General features: G+C 63.2%; 22 protein-coding genes and 1 pseudogene. 3 read left to right on the top strand and 20 right to left on the bottom strand.

Translation table 11 applies throughout. From position 1 onward, the window contains the following. The 15 genes from ARGLB_RS09165 to ARGLB_RS09095 form a co-directional block, all read right to left on the bottom strand. A partial coding sequence (locus ARGLB_RS09165; RefSeq protein ID WP_003801440.1) for a class II fructose-bisphosphate aldolase occupies nucleotides 1–403 on the bottom strand: 403 nt, incomplete at its 3' end. A gap of 129 nt (nucleotides 404–532) precedes the next feature. Further along, nucleotides 533–817, bottom strand: coding sequence for an HPr family phosphocarrier protein (locus tag ARGLB_RS09160; protein WP_003801438.1), 285 nt, complete (start codon nucleotides 815–817; stop codon nucleotides 533–535). 60 nt (nucleotides 818–877) lie between these two features. After that, nucleotides 878–1,717 (bottom strand): class II fructose-bisphosphate aldolase, encoded by an 840-nt coding sequence (locus ARGLB_RS09155; protein WP_003801436.1) that lies wholly within the window; start codon nucleotides 1,715–1,717, stop codon nucleotides 878–880. After that, on the bottom strand, nucleotides 1,704–2,645 hold the full coding sequence (locus tag ARGLB_RS09150; RefSeq protein ID WP_217491541.1) for a 1-phosphofructokinase family hexose kinase: 942 nt from the start codon (nucleotides 2,643–2,645) through the stop codon (nucleotides 1,704–1,706). The genes ARGLB_RS09155 and ARGLB_RS09150 overlap by 14 nt, the downstream gene beginning before the upstream one ends. A 23-nt stretch (nucleotides 2,646–2,668) precedes the next feature. Further along, nucleotides 2,669–3,724 (bottom strand): galactitol-1-phosphate 5-dehydrogenase, encoded by a 1,056-nt coding sequence (locus ARGLB_RS09145; protein ID WP_003801432.1) that lies wholly within the window; start codon nucleotides 3,722–3,724, stop codon nucleotides 2,669–2,671. After that, on the bottom strand, nucleotides 3,721–5,085 hold the full coding sequence (locus ARGLB_RS09140; RefSeq protein ID WP_003801429.1) for a PTS galactitol transporter subunit IIC: 1,365 nt from the start codon (nucleotides 5,083–5,085) through the stop codon (nucleotides 3,721–3,723). Before ARGLB_RS09140 ends, ARGLB_RS09145 begins: the two co-directional genes overlap by 4 nt. A 122-nt stretch (nucleotides 5,086–5,207) precedes the next feature. Next, a complete protein-coding gene (gene gatB / locus ARGLB_RS09135) occupies nucleotides 5,208–5,483 on the bottom strand; it encodes a PTS galactitol transporter subunit IIB (RefSeq protein WP_003801427.1) in 276 nt (91 codons plus the stop codon). A 40-nt stretch (nucleotides 5,484–5,523) separates the two neighbouring features. Further along, nucleotides 5,524–5,982 (bottom strand): PTS sugar transporter subunit IIA, encoded by a 459-nt coding sequence (locus ARGLB_RS09130; protein ID WP_003801425.1) that lies wholly within the window; start codon nucleotides 5,980–5,982, stop codon nucleotides 5,524–5,526. Further along, on the bottom strand, nucleotides 5,979–6,758 hold the full coding sequence (locus ARGLB_RS09125) for a DeoR/GlpR family DNA-binding transcription regulator (RefSeq protein ID WP_003801423.1): 780 nt from the start codon (nucleotides 6,756–6,758) through the stop codon (nucleotides 5,979–5,981). Before ARGLB_RS09125 ends, ARGLB_RS09130 begins: the two co-directional genes overlap by 4 nt. 652 nt (nucleotides 6,759–7,410) lie before the next feature. Further along, nucleotides 7,411–8,787: an MFS transporter gene (locus ARGLB_RS09120; RefSeq protein WP_003801421.1), complete on the bottom strand. Its 1,377-nt coding sequence runs from the start codon at nucleotides 8,785–8,787 to the stop codon at nucleotides 7,411–7,413. A gap of 171 nt (nucleotides 8,788–8,958) precedes the next feature. Continuing rightward, nucleotides 8,959–9,837, bottom strand: coding sequence for an alpha/beta fold hydrolase (locus tag ARGLB_RS09115; protein WP_003801419.1), 879 nt, complete (start codon nucleotides 9,835–9,837; stop codon nucleotides 8,959–8,961). 3 nt (nucleotides 9,838–9,840) lie between these two features. Next, nucleotides 9,841–10,215 (bottom strand): hypothetical protein, encoded by a 375-nt coding sequence (locus ARGLB_RS09110; protein WP_003801416.1) that lies wholly within the window; start codon nucleotides 10,213–10,215, stop codon nucleotides 9,841–9,843. After that, nucleotides 10,208–11,110, bottom strand: a complete 903-nt coding sequence (locus ARGLB_RS09105) for an NAD(P)-dependent oxidoreductase (RefSeq protein WP_003801414.1) — start codon at nucleotides 11,108–11,110, stop codon at nucleotides 10,208–10,210. The genes ARGLB_RS09110 and ARGLB_RS09105 overlap by 8 nt, the downstream gene beginning before the upstream one ends. Further along, the gene (gene pcaC, locus ARGLB_RS09100; protein ID WP_003801412.1) at nucleotides 11,107–11,505 is read right to left on the bottom strand and encodes a 4-carboxymuconolactone decarboxylase; all 399 of its coding nucleotides are present in this window, start codon (nucleotides 11,503–11,505) and stop codon (nucleotides 11,107–11,109) included. The genes ARGLB_RS09105 and pcaC overlap by 4 nt, the downstream gene beginning before the upstream one ends. Beyond that, nucleotides 11,502–12,926: an NAD-dependent succinate-semialdehyde dehydrogenase gene (locus ARGLB_RS09095; protein ID WP_003801410.1), complete on the bottom strand. Its 1,425-nt coding sequence runs from the start codon at nucleotides 12,924–12,926 to the stop codon at nucleotides 11,502–11,504. Before ARGLB_RS09095 ends, pcaC begins: the two co-directional genes overlap by 4 nt. A gap of 279 nt (nucleotides 12,927–13,205) precedes the next feature. On the opposite strand from ARGLB_RS09095, the gene ARGLB_RS09090 reads away from it, so the two are divergent. Beyond that, the gene (locus ARGLB_RS09090) at nucleotides 13,206–14,099 is read left to right on the top strand and encodes a LysR family transcriptional regulator (RefSeq protein ID WP_003801408.1); all 894 of its coding nucleotides are present in this window, start codon (nucleotides 13,206–13,208) and stop codon (nucleotides 14,097–14,099) included. A gap of 855 nt (nucleotides 14,100–14,954) precedes the next feature. Here ARGLB_RS09090 and ARGLB_RS09085 read toward each other — a convergent pair. Next, the gene (locus ARGLB_RS09085) at nucleotides 14,955–16,217 is read right to left on the bottom strand and encodes a serine hydrolase domain-containing protein (RefSeq protein ID WP_245531505.1); all 1,263 of its coding nucleotides are present in this window, start codon (nucleotides 16,215–16,217) and stop codon (nucleotides 14,955–14,957) included. Between the two features lie 226 nt (nucleotides 16,218–16,443). Between ARGLB_RS09085 and ARGLB_RS24050 the strand changes: the two are divergent. Next, nucleotides 16,444–16,670: pseudogene (locus tag ARGLB_RS24050) on the top strand (LLM class flavin-dependent oxidoreductase); the annotation flags it as partial. 1,411 nt (nucleotides 16,671–18,081) lie between these two features. Further along, the gene (locus ARGLB_RS09080; RefSeq protein ID WP_175304980.1) at nucleotides 18,082–18,681 is read left to right on the top strand and encodes a TetR/AcrR family transcriptional regulator; all 600 of its coding nucleotides are present in this window, start codon (nucleotides 18,082–18,084) and stop codon (nucleotides 18,679–18,681) included. Nucleotides 18,682–18,853: 172 nt separating this feature from the next. Here ARGLB_RS09080 and trxA read toward each other — a convergent pair whose 3' ends face one another. The 4 genes from trxA to ARGLB_RS09060 all read right to left on the bottom strand — a co-directional run. Then, on the bottom strand, nucleotides 18,854–19,282 hold the full coding sequence (trxA, locus tag ARGLB_RS09075) for a thioredoxin (RefSeq protein WP_003801398.1): 429 nt from the start codon (nucleotides 19,280–19,282) through the stop codon (nucleotides 18,854–18,856). Beyond that, nucleotides 19,279–21,915, bottom strand: a complete 2,637-nt coding sequence (gene clpB / locus ARGLB_RS09070) for an ATP-dependent chaperone ClpB (protein ID WP_043418577.1) — start codon at nucleotides 21,913–21,915, stop codon at nucleotides 19,279–19,281. The genes trxA and clpB overlap by 4 nt, the downstream gene beginning before the upstream one ends. Beyond that, nucleotides 21,912–22,226 carry a chaperone modulator CbpM gene (locus ARGLB_RS09065; RefSeq protein WP_003801393.1) on the bottom strand — a complete coding sequence of 105 codons (315 nt, stop codon included), beginning with the start codon at nucleotides 22,224–22,226 and terminating at the stop codon, nucleotides 21,912–21,914. The genes clpB and ARGLB_RS09065 overlap by 4 nt, the downstream gene beginning before the upstream one ends. After that, on the bottom strand, nucleotides 22,223–22,638 hold a 416-nt coding region (locus tag ARGLB_RS09060), incomplete at its 5' end, for a DnaJ C-terminal domain-containing protein (RefSeq protein WP_003801390.1). The genes ARGLB_RS09065 and ARGLB_RS09060, both read right to left, overlap by 4 nt.

Below are 22,638 nucleotides of genomic sequence, written 5' to 3'. Positions count from 1 at the left end.
CCGCCGAACCGTCCCACATGTGCGAGTTGAAGATCGGATTCCGGCCGGCCTTCACCTCGGCCTCGGACGCGGCCAGCAACGGCAGCACGAAACCATCCAGCTTGTCCTTGGGGCAGTGGTCCGTGTGCAACGCGATGTTCACGTTGTAGTTCTTGGCCACCTCACGGGCAAACGCCGCGAAGCCCAGCGACCCGGCAACCATGTCCTTCGTCGAAGCACCGGACCAGTACGCCGCACCACCGGTGGAAACCTGCACAATGCCATCAGACTCCGCCTCCGCGAAACCACGCAACGCCGCATTCAGCGTCTGCGAAGAGGTCACGTTCACGGCCGGGAACGCGAAGCCGCCCGCCTTGGCACGGTCGATCATCTCGGCATAGATCTCTGGGGTTGCAACGGGCATAGATACTCCTCAAGGGGCGGCTGAACATGCCGCGTCTGGTAGCGGATATTTAGAGCGAGGGCTGGGGGCTGGCGTAGCCAGGCGTGCGCCAGCCCCGGGAATATCTCAGTCCCGGGGCTGGCACGGACTTCAGTTTTGGGCGGCGTCGTGATCCTTCTCCAGCTCACGCACGAGGGCATCCAGTGCTTCCTCGGCGCCAACGTGCTCGGCATGCAGGACAACCCTGTCTCCGTGCTGAGCCCCAAGGCTCATGAGGTGCAGGACGCTGGTAGCGTCGGCCCCGTCGTTCTCGTCAGTGCCCTCCAGTGAGATGGCGATGTCGAAGGGGTGATTGGCGGCAAGAGCTGCAACAGCCGATGCGGGGCGTGCGTGCAGGCCTGAGCGGCTGCCGATGACAGCGGTACGTTGTGTCATGGTGATCTCCTAAGCGGTGTGTGAATTGCGGTGTGACAAGGGAAGTCTTTTTTCGAGGCCTCAGGCTGCGTGGGCGTACAGCGAGAGGAGCCGCTCGACTTCCCCCTCGACCCGGCGGTTGCCTTCCTGGAAGTATTTCCGGCTGTCCACGGCGGCGGGGTGCCCTTCGAGGAAGTCGCGGACCGCCCCCGTGAAGATCCCGGTGAGGTGGGTTGAGACGTTGACCTTCGTGATGCCGGAGGCTATTGCGGCCCGCATGCCCTCGTCGCTCACGCCCGAGGAGCCGTGCAGCACGAGGGGCACGGGAACCGCGGCGTGGATCCTTTGAACGAGGGCGGTGTCGATGGCGGCGTCGCGGGAAACCATCGCATGGGAGGAGCCGACCGCGACGGCCAGGAGGTCCACGCCGGTTTGCGCGACGAAGAGCGCCGCCTCGTCCGGGTCTGTGCGGGCCGAGGGATCGTGGACACCGTTCTTGCCACCGACCTCGCCGAGCTCGGCCTCGACCGAGACGCCTTGGGCGCGGCAGTGTCTCACGACGTCGGCGGTCGCCTCGCGGTTGGCCTCGTAGGGCAGTTTGGACCCGTCGTACATGACGGAGCTGAAGCCGAGGTCGACGGCCTCGTGGATGAGTTCGACGGACTCGGCGTGGTCGAGGTGGACCGCGACAGGCACCGAGGCTTTCCGGGCGACGGCGAGGGTGGCCAGGCCGATGGGCTCGAGAGCTCCGTGGTATTTGACAGCGTTCTCGCTGATCTGCAGCACGATGGGGCGTCGGGCGTGCTCGGCTGCCTCGACGAGGATGCGGGCGGTTTCGAGGTGGACTACGTTGAAAGCGCCGAGTCCGGTGGACGTGCGTGCGCAGTCGGCGGCGATGGACTTGAGGTCAGTGAGCGACATGGAATTCCTTCACATGAATGTTCGGCAGAAAGCGTTCGCGGGCTACGGTGTCGATGGAGCCGGCGACGGGGATCAGGACGGCGGCCGCGGAGGCTGCAACGGCCTCCGCGAGGGTGCGCGGCCAAGCCACGGAGGGGTCGGCGCCTGCGGCGATGCGGTTGAGCCCGAGGGCCAGGGCCGCGACTGCTGCGTCCCCGGCGCCCGTGGGGTTGCCGTGGACTACTTCAGCGGGAGCGGCAGACCAGGAGCTGATGCCGTCATCGGTGCGGATGAAGAGGAACAGCCCCTTTTCGCCGGAGGAAACGGCGATGGCGGATGCGCCGCGTTCGAGGAGTGCTGTAGCCCCGGCGGTGACGGTGTCGGCGCCGGTGGCCTCGAGCAGTTCCTCACGGTTTGGTTTGAGCAGGTCGGCGCCGGCGGCGGCGGCCTCGAGCAGGAGCGGCCCGGAGGTGTCGGCCAGGACGGAGGCCCCAGCGGCGTGTGCGGCGTCGATCAGGGCTTTGACGTGCTCTGGTTTGGTACCTGGCGGGCATGATCCGGAGAGGACAACGACCCCGCCCTGTGTGGCTCGGGCGGCGACGTCACGGGTGAGGCATTCCCAGTCAGCGTCACCTACTGCCGGGCCTGGCTCGTTGAAGAGCGTCGTCGATCGGGTGTCGACGACCGCGGTGGTGCAGCGCGTCTCACCCTCGATGTCCACCCAATCCCCGTCGAGCCTGATGTCGACGAGCCGGCGCAGGGCCTCGCCCTGCGGGCCGCCGAGGAAACCGGCCAGCTCGGCAGCGGCCCCGAGCTGGAGCAGCACGCTGGCTACGTTCAATCCCTTGCCGCCGGCCCGCCTGGTCACGGACTGGACCCGGTTCACGCCGTCCCAGGCAACTTCCTCGGCTACGTGGTAGGTCACGTCAACGGCGGGATTCGGGGTCACGACAAGGATCGGGCATGCGCCCGTCACCTGGCACCGCCGGGGGCGTAGAGGACCTTGAGCAGCTGCCCCCTAGCGTCGCGAATGTCTTCGAACGCTTGGGCGCCGTCCTCTAAGCTGTAGACGCGGCTGACGAGCGGCTCCACGGAAACGGAGCCTTCAGCCAGGAGCCGGACAGCTGTGGTCCATTCGGCGCCCGGGAACGGTGCCGAGTAGGACATCCAGGAACCGGTGATGGTGAGCTCGCCGCGCAGAATCCGCTCAAACACCTCGGGCTCGAAGGACACCGTACGGGTCGACGTTCCGATGAAGACGACCGAGCCGCCCTTTGCGCAATGCTGGACTGCTGCGGTCTGGGTGCTGGGATGTCCTGCGGTCTCGAGGCACACCTCGGGTGCTGCCTCGGTGGCGAAGTGGTCCTCGATGCCGGTGCCGAGAGCTAGGACTGTTGCGTCCGCGCCAAGTTCCCGGGCGAGGACGAGCTTGTCTTCCTGGATGTCTATTGCCGTGACGTGGCCAGCACCGAGGGCTTTGAGCGCCATCACCGTCAGCAGTCCGATGACCCCTGCCCCGAAGACCGCTACCCGGGCGCCGGGTTGCAGGTTGACACGGCTGATGCCGTGCAGCGCAATCGTGAGCGGCTCGACGAGGGCGGCGTCGCGCAGCGAGACTCCGTCCGGGAGCTGTACGAGGTTCCGGGCGGGGACGACGACGTACTCGGCGAGGCCGCCCTGCTGACGGGAGCCGACGAAGCTGTACTGGTTACACAGGGCAGGGGCGCCGGCCTGGCAGGATGGGCACTGCCCGCACGGAACGAGCGGGGCAACGGCAACCCTGTCACCCGGGGAAGCAGTCTCGACACCGGCCCCAACCGTTTCCACGGTTCCGGAAAACTCATGACCGAGTGTCTGCGGGAAGCTGTGCACCGCGCCGTCGAAGTAGCGGGGGAAGTCCGACCCGCAGATCCCGCAGTACGCGACCCGCACCAGCGCCTCCCCCGGGCCGGGTTCGGGGCGATCGAGCGGAACGAGGTCCATCGTGCGGGTGTCGGTGACGGCGAGGGCTTTCATTGTGGCCGTCACGCTTTCACCTCTGCCGGGGCGGGAGCAGGGACACGGTACAGGGTGCCGCGACGGTATTTGACGTACGTGTACACGAAGGCAGCAATGTAAAGCACGGCAATGGCGACGAAGCCCAGGCTGACCTGGCCGGAGGCACCGTTGGCGAGCAGATACGTGATCGGGCTGCCGCCCTGATCGAGGGAGCCGACCTGGTGGGCGTTGTTGAGCAGATTGGTCTGCTGTGCCAGTTCGGTCTGCAGGCCTACCATCTGGCTTGAGACCCAGATGGTGATGAACATGATGACGAAGCCCGAAATCAGCGTGCGGACGAGGCTGCCGCGGTGGACGCCGACGGCCATTGCGACGAAGAAGCCGATGGTGGCGAGGTCACCGAAGGGCAGCACGACGTTGCCGGGCACGATAAGGGCGATGAGCAGGGTGAAGGGGATGAAGAGCAGCGCGGCTGCGACCACCTGCGGGTCGCCCAGCACGAGGGCCGGGTCCAGGCCGATGCTGTAGTTGGAGTTCTTGAAGCGCCTCTGAAGCGTGGTACGGGCGGCGTTGGCGATCGGCATAAGGCCCTGCATGATGAGCTTGACGACCATCGGCATGAGCAGGATAACGGCGCCCATCTTGATCGCGAGCTGGATACTTTCGTCAAAGGGGTAACCGGCGAGCAGGCCGATGGCAAAGCCAAGGATCGTGCCGACGACGACGGGCTGGCCGAGCACACCGGCGCGGTCCTGAAGGGTTTTCGTGGTGAGGTTCAGGCGGCGAACGCCGGGGATCTTTTCGATCAGGTCATCGATCGGTGCGGCGAAGACACCCATGTAGGCGGAGGTGCCGTGAGGGATGGCGACGCCCTCGAGCTGGAAGTAGTTCTCGGTCACCGGGCGGAACATGTCGCCGAGCTTGTAGGCGATGGCGGCGTGGACGGCCACGCCAACGATGCCCCAGATGAAGCTGTCGGTGGCCAGCTGGACAATGATGCCAGTGAAGGCCATGTGCCAGATGTTCCAGATGTCGACGTTGACGACCTTCGTCATTTTCGTCAGCAGCATCAGGAGGTTGACGCCGATCGCGATCGGGATGGCGATCAGGCCCATAGAGGACGCCCAGGCCATGGGTGCTGTCCCGGGCCAGCCGACGTCGACGACGGACAGGCCGATACCGAATCGCTCTGCCATGTCCTTGGCCGCCGGGCCCAGGTTGTCGGTAAGGAGGCCGATCACCAGACCGATGCCGATGAAGCCGACACCGATGGTGAGTCCTGAGGTGAGGGACTTTCCGAAGCCCTGGCGCAGCAGAAGTCCGATGATGAATATGACCAGCGGCAGCATCACGGATGGGCCGAGGTTCACAATGTATTGCAGAATGTCCATAGTGTGTCCTGGTAGTTATGGCTGGGTGCGCACTCGGGCCGCGGCGACTGGTACTCGCCGCGGCCTTCTTCATGCGCTGGTCTTTCGCGCGCGTCGATGCACGCGGGGGCTCGCGGGAGGCGCTAGCGGAGGACGGCGAGGATCTTTTCTTCGAGAGCTTCTTCGCCGATGCCGGAGACGAAGGCGATGCCATGCAGGGTGGGCTTTCCGTAGTCGGCGTCGACCCGGGCGGTGGTGACGATAAGGTCCACTTCGGAGGCGCGGCTGGGGATCTCGGGGATGCGGCATTGCTGCACGTCAGCGGCGATCCCTTCGCGCTGGCACAGTTCACGGATCTTCTCGGCCGCAAGGGTGGAAGTGGCTACGGCGCCGCCGCAGGCGACAATAATCTTCTTCATGGTTTTCTCCTTTGAAAAGGTTTTATGGATGGCTTCGCGGTTATGCCGCGAGCTTGGCGGTGACTGCTGCCTGGATGTCCTCGGCCGTTTCAGCCGAGGCCAGGTTTTCGATAAAGGCGCGGTCCTGGATGGCCCTGATGGTCTTCGAGAGGAACTTCACGTGCCCGGACGGGTCCGCGACGACCAGGACGAAGACTGTCTCGACGCTGAGAGTCGAGCCGGCGGCCGCGCCCATTTCCCCGAACTCAATGGGCTTGTCCAGGGTCACGACGACCAAGGCGTCCTTCAGGACATGGCTGGCGTCAGTATGGGGGATCGCGACGCCGCCGGGTACCGGGAGCCCCGTCGGGTACGCGGCTTCGCGGGCGGAAAGAGCATCAGCCCAGCTTTCCTTGACATAGCCGCCCGCCAGGAGGTCTTCGGCTACGCGGTGGAAGAGCTCGTTCCTGTCGGCGAACCGTGCCCTACGGTAAATAAGGTCGGGTACAAGGGTGATCATTCCGGGGTGTTTCCTTTCATGGCTGTGGTGACGGCGACGCCGGAGGCACGCAACTGTGCGATTGCCTCGGCGCTGGCGCTGGAGTCGGTGATGAGCTGGTCAATCTCGTCGAAGTCTGCAGTGAGGTTTTCGGCGATGACGCCGAACTTGCTGTGGTCAGCGAGTATGACGACGTTCTGTGAGTGCTCTATAGCGGTTCGTGAGGCAGCGGTTTCGAACATGTTGTGGTTCGTCACCCCTGAATCCGGGTGGACTCCCCCGCAGCCAAAAAAACCGATGTTCATGAACAGCGCCTTGAGATTGCGTTCGGCAAGGGGTCCGTAGAGCGAGTTCTCATTGGTCCGGACGATGCCGCCGGGGATCATCAGGGTGATGCCCGGGCTCGCGACCAGCAAGTTAACGATCGGAAGAGCATTGGTCACCACGGTAATTCCGTCCATGGCCTTCAGCTCCTGCGCGAGAGCGTAGGTGGATGTGCCGTAGTCGAGGTAGACCGTGTCCCCGGGCTGAACAAGTTCCGCCGCCTCACGAGCGATAGCCAGCTTCGCATCGCTCTCCCGACCCCGCCTGACGTCATAGGCGGATTCATGCCGTCCGGAGGCAAGAACTGCGCCCCCGCGCACCTTCGTGAGAACCCCGGCGCGCTCGAGATCGTAAAGATCCTTGCGTACCGTCTCCCGGCTGACATCCAGAGCCCGGGACAGCTCGGAAATCTCCACCGTCGCCTGAGACTTCAGCAGCGCGACGATACGATCCTGGCGTTCCTCGAGTTTCATGATTCCTTCCGGCAGTGGGCCACATCACTTTGCGTATGCCAATATTCTGTCGTCATGCCAAGGGCTTTGTCAAGATTAAAGTTGGCAATTGCAAAGTCGGTGCGGCTTCATGGCAGCGACTCTGGCTACCCGCTCTTACCGGGGACGGCAAACGGCGATCCGGCGGTTTTGAGATGATGCGCACTTCGTTGTCAATGAGTTTGCGTTCGCCAAGATCTGCAAACATCCAGAGTTTTCGGTCGCATCTTGTTGGGCCTGTTGGTTGAAGCGCCAGCCCTCTCACGGCGGCGATGCCTATGTTTTAAGCACCATTTCTTCGGGTCGAAATTAACGGGTCCGAACCAACGCCGGACGGCAAAGGACCCCGCAGTACGAATCACTGCGGGGTCCTTCCGGGCCGTTGCATCCGCTAAGCGGGGAGCGCGGAGACATGCCCTCAAAACTCTCGACGTGGGAGTATTTTTAAGGTCCCGGCGGGCTCCCGGCCCCTACGAACACTCCCGATAGAGACGATTGTCTATGGCTGTCCTTCCAGTCCCCAAGTGGGTTCTGCCATGCCTCGTCTGGTCTAGATGGGACGGACGTTTTTGAATGGCTGTTGCCGGGTGCTGCAAGGCACCCGGCAACGGCAATGCTGGCTATTGGGGCTATATCAGTGAGCTGTCTCATCCGCGGGGGCTCCGCCAGCGGATGGGGTGTGCACGGGGTCGGCGACGTGCTGGTGCTTGCGGGAGAAGAGGACTGCGACACCGGACAGGACGCACGGGATGGCTCCGAAGAGGAACGCGGCGGTGGCCCAGTTGCCCCCGCCCGAGAGCAGGGTGGCGGCCAGGGCACTGGAGAGGATGGCGCCGATGGGGCCAACGGCGGCGACGAAGGTTGCTCCGCGGCCGCGGATGCGGGTGTCGTAGCTTTCGCCGACGAAGAACAGGACGCAGGAGTAGGGTCCGATGAGGAAGAACGTTCCGAGGCTGTAGAGCGCGACGACGGTCCAGAAGTCGCTGGGGCCGAAGATCATGGCGGTGAAGACGATGCCGCCGGTGATCCAGCCGAAGGCGATGACGTTGCGCCGTCCGAACTTGTCGCCGAGGAAGCCGTGGGTGAGGTAGCCGAGGTAGGCGATCAGGTTGGACATCAGGAGGATGGCCAGCGAGTTGGTGAAGGAGACGTTGTGGACGCTGACCAGGACGGTGGTGCCGAGCACGCTGAAGACCTGGACGGGGAAGTAGTTCAGGATGTGGCCCAGTCCAAGGGCCAGGGTGGTGCGCAGGCTCCGGCCGCGGAAGACGTCAGCGAGGGTGCTGCGGGTTTCGTGCTCTTCGATGCCGAGTGCGGCGGAGAGGTTTTCCGCGTCGGCGTGATGGCCGGCCTTTTGGAGGCGGCGGATTTTTTGAATGGATTCGAACTGCGGTGATTCACGCAGTTTGCGGGCCAGGGCCGCGACGATCAGGGACGGGACGGCGGCGAAGACGAAGCAGCCTGCCCAGCCGATGGTCGGCAGCAGGACGGCGGTCAGCGCCGCAGCGAGAATGGCACCGATCGGCCAGCCACCCTGAACCAGGGAGTAGATGAATCCTTGGCGCTTCTTGATCCGGGGGTCATCGGAGGCGCCGTAGAGCTCGCTGAGGTAGGCGCCGTTGACGCCCTGTTCGGACAGGCCCAAGCCGCTGAGGGAGCGGATGGCGACCAGGGCGGCGACCGGGACGATGCCGCCCAGGGCGGTCAGTGCAGAGGCGATGCCTGCTCCGGCGGTGGTGAAAGCGAGCCCGGCTTTACGGCCGAACTTGTCGACGACTGGTCCTGCGATGAGGCCCATTCCGACGGCCCCGACGGACATCCAGGTGACCATGGTGGCCTGTTCGGCTTCGTTCAGGCCGAGGTCTTTGCCGAGTTCGGGCAGCAGTGTGCCGAAGAGGATGAAGTCATAGACGGCGAACGCCCAGGCCAGGAAGGCCAGGATGGTCGCGAATTTGATCTGCCGGTTGGTGACGTGTGCAGGCCGCCAAGCCGTGGCATTTGTTGAGGACATGATCCAGCTCCATTGATGGGTACAGATGAATGTGACGGGGATTGCACCCGATTTTGGGCGTGCCTGCCTAAGGACGTGGCGGCAGCAGGGCCCTGGAATGCGGTGGGCCGCCGGGCAAGTGGCGCCGTGTCCGGCGGGCCGGTCAGTGCCGGCCCGCCGTGGAAGTTGGTCCTAGGCGGACTTACCTTCGATTTCTTCGAGGATCGGCAGGAGGAACTTGCGGAACTCGGTGTAGTTCTCGGTCACCGGGAAGTGACCGAGCTTGGGCATCTCCCAGAATTTCGAGCCCTTGACCAGGTTCGCGGCTTCCTTGGTGTCGGCCGGGGAGGTGTTGGGGTCGTATTCGCCGGTCAGGAAGTACAGCATGCACTTGTTTGTGTCGATCGCGGCTGCTTCTTCAGGGCTGACGTTGTGGTCGTAGTAGTAGTAATAGAGGTCGCCGGCGAAGACACCGGGCCCGCCTGACTGGTATTCCCACTGGATCTCGCGGACGTTTTCCTCCGGGGAGTACGGGGAGATGTTCAGGAGCATGGCCGCGCCGATGGAGTTGCGTGAGACGTTGGGGTTGTCGAATTCGCGGCGGATGCCGTCCATGCCTACGTCCACGTACTCGGCCGCGGAGCGCAGGGCACCTTCGACGGAGATAGTGGCGCGGTAGCGGTCGTTGAAGTTGGAGGCCAGGTCGATGGCCAGGTGCCCGCCCATGGAGCTGCCCATGTAGACGGGCCGGTCCAGTTCAAGGGCTTCAGAGAGGGCGTTGGGGAAAGCCATCATCCGGGACTTGGTCATGTTGTATTCCTTCGTCCACCACTTCTCCCCGTGCGGGGGCAGGGACTTGCCGTGGAAGGGCAGGTCGAAGGCGACGACCCGGTACCTGCTGGTGACCTCGGGGTCGTTGAGCAGGTGGCGGTACTGGCGACCGTCGGAGCCGGCGGTGTGTCCGACGATGAGCGGGATACCCTGGCCGGCCTCTTCGTAGTAGACCCGGTATTCGACGTCTTCAACGGTGAGATAGACGTAGCCGCCCTTGATGGGTTCGAACTTTGCCATGACTTACGCTCCTTTGACGTTGAGCTGGCGGAAGATTTGCATGAGCCTGTTTAGGGCCGGCAAGTAGGCGTAGAGCTGGTGGGTGTTGCTGAGCAGGACGCCGTGCTTGGCTGAGGAGCTCTGCAGGGACTGGAAGAACGGCCGGGGGTACTCTGCGGTCATGTCGTTCCACTGTTCGTCGGTGCCCTTGATCCAAATCGCGGCGCCTTCAGGGTCGGTGCCTGAGGGTTCGACGGAAAGGAGCTTGCCGTCGTCGTAATTAGCGAGCCAGGCCTTGTTGCCGATGGAGACGTGGAGTTTGCCGGTGTAGTAGCGCATTTCGCGGTTGAACTCGAAGTCCTCGGTTGCGGTCTGCAGCACCTGTGCGAAGTCACGCATGGATTTGCCTTTCATCGTTGAAAGCGGGGGTGGGGGTGGCGAGGTGTTCATACATTCTCGTGTGGTCGTCGGCGCCGTGGCCGGCGTCGAGGACGGACTGCCAGATGGTCTCGCAGTCGTGACTGAACGGTGCCTCGACGCCCAAGGAATCTGCCAAGGCGGTGGCGATCTTGATGTCTTTAGTCATCAGGCCGATGGGGAAGCCGGATCCGAAGGTGCCGCTGAGCATGAACTGGGCGACCTTGTTTTCGGAGGTGTTGCTCCGTCCGGAGGAGGCGTTAAGGACTTCGGTCATCGTCGCCGGGTCGATGCCGAAGCGTTCACCCACGCGCAGTGCCTCGACGGTGGCGGCGACCGATGCAGCCGAGACGAGGTTGTTCAACGCCTTGGCCGCATGCCCGGAACCGGCCTTGCCGACGTGGATGACGGACTTGCCCAGGACGTCGAAGATGTCCTTTGCCTGGTCCAGGTCCTGCCAGTTGCCGCCGACCATGATGGCAAGCTGGCCGTTCTGGGCACCGCGGACGCCGCCGGAGACCGGCGCATCCAGATACCGCATGCCCTGTTGCTCCAGCCGCTGGCCCAGGTTCCGGGAGCGGATGGGTTCGGAGGATGACATGTCGATGAACAGGGTGTTCAGCGAAGCGGCGGCGGCGACTCCGCCGCTCAGGACGGCTTCGACGATATCGGAGCTGGGCAGCATCGTGATGATGATGTCCGCGTCCTGCCATGCCTTGACGTCGATAGCAGTGCGGGAACCGGGGTGTTGGTCCTGGAAACGCTGGACAGCGCCCTGATCACGGTCTTCCACGATCAGCCTATGGCCCGCCTCCGCGAGGCGTGAGGCCATGGGGAAGCCCATGTTGCCCAGACCGACGAAGCCAATGGTGCTCATGCTTCGGCCTCCATCTCTTCGAAGACTTCACGGGCGAGGCGGAAGCTCTCCAAGGCGGCGGGGACGCCGCAATAGATGGCCACCTGAAGGAAGACTTCCTTGATCTGCTCCTTCGTTACCCCGTTGCGGACCGCTCCGCGGACGTGGACCTTCAGCTCGTGCGGCCGATTCAGGGCGCTGATCATGGCCAGGTTTATCAGGCTGCGCTGGGCACGTTCCAGGCCCGGGCGGTTCCACACATCCCCCCAGCAGTATTGGGTGACAAGTTCCTGCATCGGCATGGAGAACTCGTCCGCGCTGTCCAGGCTGCGCTGAACGTACTCTTCGCCGAGGACTTCACGCCGGGTGGCAAGGCCCTTGTCAAAGAGTTCCTGGTTGATGGTCGTGGTGCTCATTGTGCTACTCCTTGCGCTGCTTCCTCGGCTGCGTTGAGCGGGGTCTGATCCCACACCGCCTGGATGTTGGTGAATTCGTGGACGCCCAGGTAGGACAGCTCCCGGCCGAAACCGCTCTTCTTCACCCCACCGATCGGAATCCGGGGGTCCGAGACGGACAGGCCGTTGATGAATACCCCACCGGCGTCGATCTTCCGGGCCATGGCGCGGGCCTTCGCACTGTCGGCAGTCCAGATAGCGGCACTGAGCCCGAACTCGGAATTGTTGGCCTTGGCCAAGGCTTCCTCTGCGTCCTCTGCAGCGATGACGGTCGCGACAGGTCCGAAGATCTCCTCCTTGAAAGCCGTCATGGCTTCGGTGACGCCAGCCAGGACCGTCGGGGCGTAAAAGGAGCCGGGCCCTGGGATGCGGTGACCACCGGTCAGAAGCTCCGCTCCTTCGTCAACCGAACGCTTGACCTGGTCATCAACGTCGAGCAGGCCTTCTTCTTTGGCCATCGGGCCGACGAAGGTTTCCGGATCGGTGGGGTCCCCGACTTTGAAGCTTTCGACCCGCCGAGCCAGTTTGGCGGTGAATTCGGCATAGACGGGGCGTTCGACAATGATCCGCTTGGCGGAGATGCACACCTGGCCCGCGTTCACCATGCGCCCGGTGGCCGCGGCGTCAACGGCTTTGTCCAGGTCGGCGTCGGCCAGGACGATGAACGGGTCCGAGCCGCCGAGTTCCAGGATGACCTTCTTCAGCGCACGGCCGGCCTCCGCGGCCACGCTTTGCCCGGCGACAGTACCCCCGGTCACGGCGACGCCTGTGATGACAGGATCGTGAATGATAGCGGGCACCTGGTGGCGGTCGCAGTTCACTACCGCGAAGGTGCCTTTCGGAAGCCCTGCCTCCTCCCACAGCGACTCCAGCGCCAGGGCACAGCCGACCACGTTCGAAGCAGGCTTCAGGAGGTAGCCGTTGCCGCCCAGAATAATCGGAGCGGCACCACGGAAGATCTGCCAGACCGGGAAGTTCCACGGCATGATCGCCAACACCGTGCCGGTGGGCAGGTAGGAGACGTAGGCTTCAGGGCCGATGGTCGTCGCCGTGTCTTCCAGCATGGCCGGCCCGTTCTCGGCGTACCAATCCAGCATGTTCGCGCACTTGGTGACCTCTGCCTGGGCCTGCGTAACGGGCTTGCCCATTTCGGCGGTGATCACGCTGGCGAGCTTGGCCGTGTCCCGGCGCAGCAGTTCCGCAAGACGGCGGAAAACCTCGGCCCGCGCTGCAGGAGTCGTGTCGCGCCAGTTAGCGAATCCCTCGGCGGCTGACCGGACAACGTCCGCAACGGCCTGCTCGTCCAAGTAGGGGTAGGTCGCAACGTCTTCGCCGGTGGCCGGGTTCGTCGACTTCGCGACGGCAACTTCGATGGTGCCCATAATGGTGTTCCTTCAAGATCGTGTGATGGGGCTAACAACGACTCTAGAAGTCTTCGACACTTTGATAAATAAGAAGTTTCCGAAGTATCACTTCTCCAAGACAGAACGATGGGAGGAGGGATTGGCTCGACCGCTTCCCCCCTTGCCCCATACAGCTCTTTCGGGTGCGGTGAAGCGGGACCTCGTGTACAGACGGTTGAATTGCTGCGCTGAGGCTGTCATCATTCTCTAAACATGATGCGTCAACGCGCATCACTTCAGTCAGAGAGAACGAAGACAATGGAGATCTCGCAACTGGAAATCTTTCTTGCCGTGGCGGAGACGGGTAGCATCACCAAAGCCGCCAATAAGCTTCTTCGCGCTCCGTCGAACGTCTCGACGCGGATCCAGCAGCTGGAGCGCGAACTTGGGGTCAAGCTACTGGTCCGGGACAAGCGGCAAAGCTCCCTCTCAGCCGATGGAGAGATCTTTCGCGAGCATGCCCAAAAGATCATCGACATGTGCAACGATGCCAAAGCCTTCACGGCCAAGGGCGAACCCCGAGGCAAGTTCCGTCTCGGCGCCCTCGAAAGCACGGCGGCCGTCCGAATACCACCGATCCTGGCCAGCTTCCATCTCCGCTACCCCGCGGTCGACGTCGAACTCGAAGCAGGCTCCTCAGGAGTGCTGTTCGACCATTTGCTGAACGGGCAACTCACAGCAGCATTCTCTGACGGAAAGCCAGCCGTGCCCTCACTGACAGGGATTAGGGCCTTCGCGGAGGATCTCGTGATCCTCACCCCGCAAACGGTCACAGAGATCAATGACGACTTCAAGGCATCCCACCCAACCGCATTCATGTTTGGCACAATCTGCTCCTACCGGCAGCGCTTTGAGGACTGGCTCGAGTCTCAAGGAATGGTCCCGGGACGAATCGTCGAAATATCCTCGTACTACAGCATGCTTGCGTGCGTCGCGGCCGGCGGCGGTATCTGCATGATTCCCAAATCCCTCCTCGAGACGCTGCCCGGAGCAAGCCGCGTTCAGGTGCATGAGATAGAAGGCAGCCTCGGCACAGCGGAAACGTGGCTGATGTGGCGGCGGGACTGCCGGTCCGCGAACCTCAAAGCCTTCATCACCGAACTCAAGGAGCACCTCAACACGGCAGAGCAGACCGTGTCCGCGGCCGCCTAGCGGACGAAGGCCCCGCCGAGTCCGTGTCGATGCCCGCGCCCTAAACCCCCACTACGTTGGATGCCACCCCTCGGCACACGTTGCCCTTTCTTGCCGGCTTGGCATACACCCCAACCTGACGTCAGAGACCAAGCACAGTGGGTGTCAGAACAGGGTCCGTTTCGTCCTTTTCTGACGCTGGGGCAAGAGGCTCTTAGGGATCAATCTGACATTAACTGACCCTGACTGACGCGCTGTTCCGGGTCATGGTGATTGTCTGGTTGGCTATGGCGTGCTGTGGTCCGGGGTGGGACGATGCCCGCATGGCGGAGGGAAACACTGTACAGGCAGCCGTTGAAAAGGCGCGCGAAGAAATGCTTTTCATCGGACCGGACCACCCCTACTACCGGCTTCTGGCCGAGCTGGTGACCGCGGTGGAGACAGCCTGGCAGCAAGGGTATGACGCGCACCGGACCGGCAGACATAATCCAACCCCTATAGCTGGCACCTGGGAACCCAACACTGACAGCCCGCCGCACGGCAGTCCCGCCCCCGGGGGCCGCATCGCGGTCACAGTAACCAGGGCGACCGGGGCCACTGGTGACTTTGTCATCACCTTTACCGAAACAGGGCGGACGGTCGCCCGGCGCCTCGTTGCAGTTTCCACTGTTCGCCTTCGCCGACCCCACAATGACGGGTAATCGACGCGAAGCGTTTATCTGATCTTGTTGCTTCCGGCTGACCGGATTCCCGATCTGAGGGATCTGTGCGTTAGAGGAGGCAGGGCCAGGTTGAGCCGGGCTTGCCTGGTTTTCCCTCTGGATAGATATCCTCCGGCGCCAAGCCCTCGGGGCCGCCGGGCGCCGTGTCTGAGGTTCACCGCGTGGCTGGGCCTGTCGGCGCTGTGCCGTAGAGGTCCCCGATGATGGCCTTGGCGATAGTCGACGCCGGGTCCCGTCCATCCGGTGACGGAGCAAGGTTGGTCCACACCACCAAGGTCACATCGTTCTGCGGATCTCTGCCCATGAAGGTGTTGTAGCCGGGGAGCTCGCCGGTGTGTCCGTAGAGCGGGCCGAACTGGGCCAGTGCCATGCCGTACCGCGCGGCGCCCGGGTTGTCCGGGTCGATCGGCGCAAGGCTGTCCATGCGCTTCTTTTGAAGGTCCGGTTTGAGCAGCTTGCCATCGGTGAGGCCCTCGGCCAAGGTCATGAGGTCCCCAGCCGTGGAGACGCCCTGCCCGGCGGCCCACGTCCAGGAAGGGTTGGCGTTTGTATAATCATTCGGTTTCAATGAGCCGTCCTGCGCCTTGGCGATCAAGTCCGCAGGAAGCCTGGTCGTGGACAGGGTGAGAAGGTTGTCCATGTACATGTAGCCGCGGGAGAAAGGCTTGGGAAGGCCGGAAGACTCCGCCGCCGGAAACGACGTTTGTTTCAGGCCGAGCGGTTCCAGGATCCGGTCACGCACGATCTGGCCGAAGCCCTTGCCATCCAGTTTCTCGGCTATGAGCCCCAGCAGAACCGTGTTGGTGTTCGAATAGTGAAAGCCCTCGCCGGGGCCGAAGTATGCGGGCAACGGCAGGGCGATCGCCACGAGTTGCTCAGGCGTCCAGACCCGTTGCGGCGTGGTGTCGAGGGCCTTGTTCAGCTCGTAAGTCTCCGAGTAGTTGTAGATTCCGCTACGCATGGTCAGGAGTTGCTCGATGGTGATGTTGTCGCCGTTCGGTACGTCAGAGCGGTACTTCGAAACGGGATCCTCAAGCTTGAGTTTGCCTTCCTGCACGAGCTGCAGGATTACGGTCCCAGTCCACGTCTTCGTGACAGAGCCGATGCGGATGTGGTTATCGAGTGAGACAGATGTTGACCCGCCTGCGCTCGTCACGCCGTAGGTGAGGCTGACGTCGCCCTGCGTGGTGCGGAGCATCATGGCCGCTCCCGGTACCAGCAGCTCCTTAGCCAGAGTCCGGAAAGTGTCCTGGACCCTGGCTTTGTCCAGTCCGCCCAGAGTCGCCGATCCTGTCTTTCCTCCCGCCGTCGTGCCGGTAGATGAAGAGGCCACCGATGACGGTGCAATGGACGACGCGGGGGCCTGCGTTGGCGTGGACGTGCACCCCGAGATCGCCAACGCAGTTGCGGTTGCCATGCCGAGCGCGATGCGGGAGGGGAAAAGCCAATTGTGATTGTGCCTACTACTGGTCACGGTGGACTCCCCGGCGACGCTGATAATTGCGCTCAACCTACTCCAGCGGCGTGCCGAGATCTACCCCTTTCCCGAACCTAATGCCATGAGGCAACAGCCGATCACCACCTAACCCTCGGCACCCAGAGCCACGCCTTGGGTAGAGCCCACGACCGTCTTCACACGTCCTTTGCGCAAGCTCAGATTCCTCCCTATCTGGCTGCTCGATCCGGAGGATCCCGCCCAAGGGTCACCAATCCACTTTGCAGATCATCGAACCTGGCGAGCGGCTTGGATTCGATAGTGCCTGGCTGTGCCACCGCCATCTGCAGTTCGGAACCTCCTCCCCCCATCGCGATGGTGGCCGCCGCCAGCCAACGCACCTCACGGATCGAGCTGGGAACGGTTGTGCCCCCTGGTGCGTCGCGACAGAGATGTCGAGACAGGATGGGCCAAGAGTGGCCATGCCGTCCGGCGGGGCCTTCGGACGCCTGCGGCCCAGTCGCCTCAGAAGACAAAGCCGCACCACAGCCTGACGCACGGACTCTTATCCGCTAAGGGTGCCTCGGCGTCTCATCATTCCGTCATGCAGTCATCCAACAGGCCGGTAATGAACAGACATGAAAGACCAGCCAGGCAGCAGTACCTCGCTTCGGGACACGGCGGTAAAAATCCACAGAGTCATGTCGTGGACTCCGAGAGCAACCATGAACAGCTATCGACGGAAAAACCCTCGAGCCACGGAAGAAGGACAGTCAGCATTATGGGCTACAACGCATGGCAATATTGCCGTCAGGGCGCTATCGGACGGCCTGTGGTCGTCCGGCGACGCCGATTCCCCACGGGTTGGGCGCAAGTCATGCCGCCCTCCCCCAGACCCACCATGAAGAAGTGAACAGCCGACCAAAAAGCCCGAACAGGAGGAACCGAGTGAACACCAAGGAAGCAACAACAAACCCACGTCGAATTTTTCTCAGGTCATGTTGACCGAGCCATGAACGCCCATGAACTGGTAACGAACAACAACCCGTCCATCCAGGAATGCAAGGAGGCAACCGGCCACAGCACCCGCTACCAATGAAAAAGACCCCCGAAGGGGCCCCTTCACAACACAATTTGTCCACACTCAGAGGGAAAAAAGCCCCTGAACAGGGAAAACACGTGCCCGAGGTGGGACTCGAACCAGACGCTCAACCTGAAAATCCGCCCCTCCCCCGAAAACATCCCCAATCCGGCCCAGTTGGCCGCCTGTACAACCGAATCCGAAGCCCAGGGTGTGCACATTGTGCACACCCTCTTTTTGTGAGCGCTTTGAGCCCCAACCCACACGATTGTGACGATCCTTTTGTGGCACTGGGAATCCCTCTCCACCACCAGCAGCCGCGCAGGCCAACTGCGACGAGAGAACGTTCCCGGTCTCAGCCAGAACCCGACTCACGAAATGCGCCGAGCAGTGATGTGCGGACCACGCCGAGGACTCGGATGCAGTAAACCTCATAGCGTTGCCACCTCCCTTCGACCATCTCATGGCGCAGACAGTAGAAAGGAGCATGACCAAGACTTCGCTCCATAGAGCACAGGACATCCATCAAGCCAGGGCCATCCAGCACGACGAAATCCTTATTTTCGACGTTCCGAAGTGCGCCTAGATAAGCACGGGGTTCTCCCGAAGTGGTGTCCTCAGCGTCGAGCCCGGCCGACGCTCCTCAGGTCCTGTGAACTCCCAGCCCGTTGTTCTTCTTGATGCCCCTGCGGGTGCGCAGGGCAGCTCCGAAGCACTAGAAAGACCGGTCTGTCCTGCCCCAGAGGATTTGTGTATTATCCGTGTGTGGAACCTCCAGAAAGCGCCGCTGAACAGTCAGGGCGCTCTGCAGTGGATGGTCCTCGGGAGAAGATCGTTGCCGCGGCTTACCAACTGTTCGCCCGTCGCGGGATCCGCGACGTCGGAGTCGACGAACTGATCCGCGCATCAGGCGTAGCCAAGGCAACCTTCTACAGGCACTTCCGCTCCAAGGACGATGTCGTGCTGGCCTTCCTCGAGCAGTGGTACCGGGAACGCACCCTCGAGATCGAGAACGCAATCGCCCGCCGCGGGACCAGTGACGAGGCAGCCATGCTGACCATCTTCGACGTCTTCGACGACTGGTTCCGGGAGGGCGCGGCCCAGGTCAGCTCCTTCCTGCACGTGTTGATGGAAATGGGTTCCGAGCACCCCCTCGGGAAAGCGAGCATCCAGTACCTGGACAGGACGCGGCAACAGATCGCGGAACTCGCAGAATCGGCCGGGCTCGACGACCCGCACGATTTCGCCTGGTCTATTCACATCTTGATCAAGGGAGCCATCGTCGCCGCGGCCGAGGGCGACTCCCGCGCGGCAGTCCGCGCCAGGACCATGGCCAAGCTGCTCATGGACCACCACCGGTCGTAGAAGTAACTGGGTGAACTACCGCACCTTGGAGAACCAGATTTGCCCCCTGCTAGGGGGCGCTCCCCCATTCCCGGACGGCCACACTTGACGAAAGCTCCACTATCGGAGCCCACGGAATTAGAAGTAGCTGCGAGTACTCCCGCGCGTAGACGCGTCGTCCGCTGTTCTTGAGCTACTTCGTGAGCGCCCCCTCCAACCAGGACCTCAGCACCGGCGCGGGAGCTGCGCCGGCCTGCCTCGCGACGATCTTGCCGTCGACGATGACCATCAACGTTGGCACTGCCTGAATGGCGAATCTGGCGGAGAGCTGCGGCGAGTGGTCCACATCGACCTTCACAAGTTTGATCTGCCCCGCGCGTTCGTGTGCCAGCTGGTCCAGCACGGGGCTCACCATCCGGCAGGGTCCGCACCACACCGCCCAAAAGTCCACCAGTACCGGAACGCCGGACCTTTCGGCGATCTCGCCGAAGTCGTCGTCGCCCGCTTCAACCACCCAGGGAAGCTCCCGGTGGCAACTCCCGCAGCGTGGCCGGCCGTCGGCGACAGCTGGAACGCGGTTGGATTTGCCGCAATGGGGACATTTGATGATGGCCTTGTTCATGCGGTTCCGGCCCCTTCCATTTCCATCGTGCTGTAGTCAACCACTAGTTCCCCTCCGGATGCGGTCACCGTGACCACTCCGCCCTCCGCGATGCTGCCACGCAGTAGGGCCCGGCCCACCTGCGTTTCCACCACATGGGAAATATAGCGCCGCAGGGGCCGGGCTCCGTACACCGGATCGAACCCGCGTTCGGCTATCAGAAGGCGCGCCTCCTCGGTCAGGTGCAGCTCTATTTGCTGCTCGGCCAGCCGCTGCCGCAGCTGCTGGAACTGCAGATCGACGATGCGTTCGATTTGCGGCAGTCCCAGGGGCGCGAACAGGACCGTATCGTCCACGCGGTTGAGGAACTCGGGGCGGAAATGCGCCCGGAGCTCCCCCATCACCATGCCGCGCGCCTCCTCGGTGATCGCCCCGCCTTCGGCCGAACCCTCCAGAAGATACTGGGAGCCGATATTGGAGGTCATGATGATGACGGTATTGCGGAAATCCACGGTCCGGCCCTGCGAGTCCGTAATCCTTCCGTCGTCGAGCACCTGCAGCAAGGTGTTGAAAATGTCCGGATGGGCCTTTTCCACCTCATCGAACAGGACCACCGAGTACGGTTTCCGGCGTACCGCTTCGGTGAGCTGTCCTCCTTCGTCGTAACCGATGTAGCCGGGAGGCGCCCCCAGCAGTCGGCTCACGGTGTGGCGCTCCTGGTACTCACTCATGTCCAGCCGGATCATCGCGTTCTCGCTGTCGAAGAGTGCCGCAGCCAGAGCCTTTGCAAGCTCGGTCTTCCCGACGCCGGTCGGGCCAAGGAAGATGAAGGAGCCGATGGGCCGGCGGGGATCCCGGATACCGGAACGGGCACGGATGATGGCGTCCGACACCGCGCTAATCGCTTCTTCCTGCCCCACGACGCGGGCGCGCAGGATTTCATCCAGGTGCAGGACTTTTTCACGTTCGCCCTGCTTCAGCCGTGCGACCGGTATGCCTGTCCAGGCGGCGACGATGTCGGCGATCTCGTCCTCCGTCACCACCTCGCGGAGCAGGCGTTTTTCACCCTGTTTCGCGGTCAGCCGTTCCTCCTCGGCGGCCAGCCGCCGTTCGAGGTCGGCAAGCCTGCCGTAGCGTAGCTCTGCTGCCCGGTTGAGGTCGTAATTCCGCTCGGCTTCCTCTGCCTCCTGCCGCGCCCGTTCCAATTCGCTGCGAATTTCCTGCAGTTTGTGGATTGCCTGGCGCTCGGCCTCCCATTGGGCCCTCTTCGCGTCGGCCTCACCGCGCAGGTCCGCCAATTCTCGCCTCAACTCCTCAAGTCGGGTCTTACTTGCCGGATCGGTCTCCTTGGAGAGTGCCGCCTCTTCTATCTCGAGGCGCGTGACCTTCCGGGTGAGCTCATCCAGTTCCGCCGGCATCGAATCAATTTCCGTCCGCAGCCGGGCGCACGCCTCATCCACGAGGTCAATGGCCTTGTCCGGAAGGAACCGGTCAGTGATGTACCGGTGGGAAAGGGTGGCAGCAGCGACCAGAGCGCTGTCCTGGATACGTACACCGTGGAAGACCTCAAGCCGCTCCCGCAGCCCGCGAAGAATGGAAATTGCGTCCTCTACGTCGGGCTCCTCAACCGTGACCGGCTGGAAACGGCGTTCCAAAGCCGCATCCGATTCAATGTGTTTGCGGTATTCGTCAAGGGTGGTTGCGCCGATCATGTGCAGCTCCCCGCGGGCCAACATTGGCTTGAGCATGTTGCCGGCGTCCATCGACCCCTCGGACGCGCCCGCCCCGACGACGGTGTGCAGCTCGTCCACGAAGAGCAGGATCCCGCCTTCTGCCGCCAGGACCTCGGCCAGCACGGCCTTCAACCGCTCCTCGAACTCGCCGCGGTACTTGGCGCCGGCGACGAGGGCGCTCAAGTCGAGCGAGAAGATGGTCTTGTTCTTCAGCCCTTCCGGCACATCCTGCCGGACGATCCGCTGGGCCAGTCCCTCCACAATGGCGGTCTTGCCGACTCCAGGCTCCCCGATCAGCACCGGATTGTTTTTGGTCTTGCGCGAAAGTATCTGGACGACCCGCCGGATTTCCGCGTCGCGGCCGATGACCGGGTCCAGCTTTCCGGTGCGGGCATCCGCCACCAGATCGCGGCCGTACTTCTCCAGCGCCTCGTAGGTCTGTTCCGGGGTTGCCGAGGTGACGCGCTGGTTTCCCCGTACTTGGGTCAGTACCGACAGAAATGCCTCGCGCGTGATGCGGTGGTCAGCCAGCACCCTTCCGGCTGCAGTGCTCCGTCCTTCCTCCGCCAAGGCAACCAGCAGGTGCTCCACTGAGACATACTCGTCCTTGAGCCGCTTGGCCTCACGTTCGGCGGCGTCCAGAAGTGCGCCTAGCCTGCGGCTCACATACACCTGGCCCGGTGCCGCGCCGGGGCCCGTCACCTTAGGCTTGCGTCTCAGCTCTGCTTCCACAGCAGCCCTCAGCTCATCCACATCCACCTGCATTCCCGCCAGTAAACGTGGGACAAGGCCATCTTCCTGCTCCAGCAGGGCCAGCAGCAGGTGTTCGCCGTCGGTTTCAGTGTGCCCGCTTCGTTGGGCAATCCGTTGAGCCTCCGCCAAGGCCTCCTGCGACTTTTGCGTCAAACTCTCCATGTTCATCGTGAAGCTGTCCCTTCCACCTGCGTGATTTCAACCAGTCGTCGTTCAAGCGAGTCGACCCGCACCAACAGATCGAGTACCAGCGGGATTGCCGCGTAGTTCAGCGACAGCTCTGAATGAAGTCTCATGACACGAGCTATGAGCTCCGGCGCCCGAGGGCTGAACCAGGGCCCGCCCGAGGCATCGCCCAGCGGCCGGATCAGATCCAGGTCTACGAACCGCATAACGACGTCGGGGTGGACGCCGCTGCTGCGTGCCACCGCCTCGAGATTCAGGCGCCACGGATAGGCGAGCGGATATTCTCGGCTCATAGAAGGCCCTCCCTCGGGTGAAAGTCGGATACGGCGGCAAGCTGCTCGTATAGCTTGCGCACCTTACTGCTCAGCCGCGGGGGCACCATGACGCGGATCTCCGCGTAGAGGTTCCCCGGCTGGCCCCTCGGGTCGGGCATGCCCTGGCCTCGAAGCCGAAGTCTGCGCCCGCTGGAAGACCCCTCGGGAACGGTGATGGTGACCGGTCCCGCAGGCGCGTTGACCTTGATCTTGGCCCCCAGAGCGGCTTCCGACGGGGTGACGGGTAGGTCGAAGTGAATGTCCCGGCCCTTGAGCCGGTATCTGGCGTTCGGCTGGATGCGTACGGTCAGGAAGAGGTCCCCCGGCGGACCCCCTTCACGGCCTGCGGCGCCCTCCCCTGTGAGGCGGATGCGCGTGGCCGTCCAGCCAC

The organism is Arthrobacter globiformis NBRC 12137 (assembly GCF_000238915.1).
GTDB lineage: Bacteria > Actinomycetota > Actinomycetes > Actinomycetales > Micrococcaceae > Arthrobacter > Arthrobacter globiformis.
This window is presented reverse-complemented; position numbering and strand designations above follow the sequence as displayed.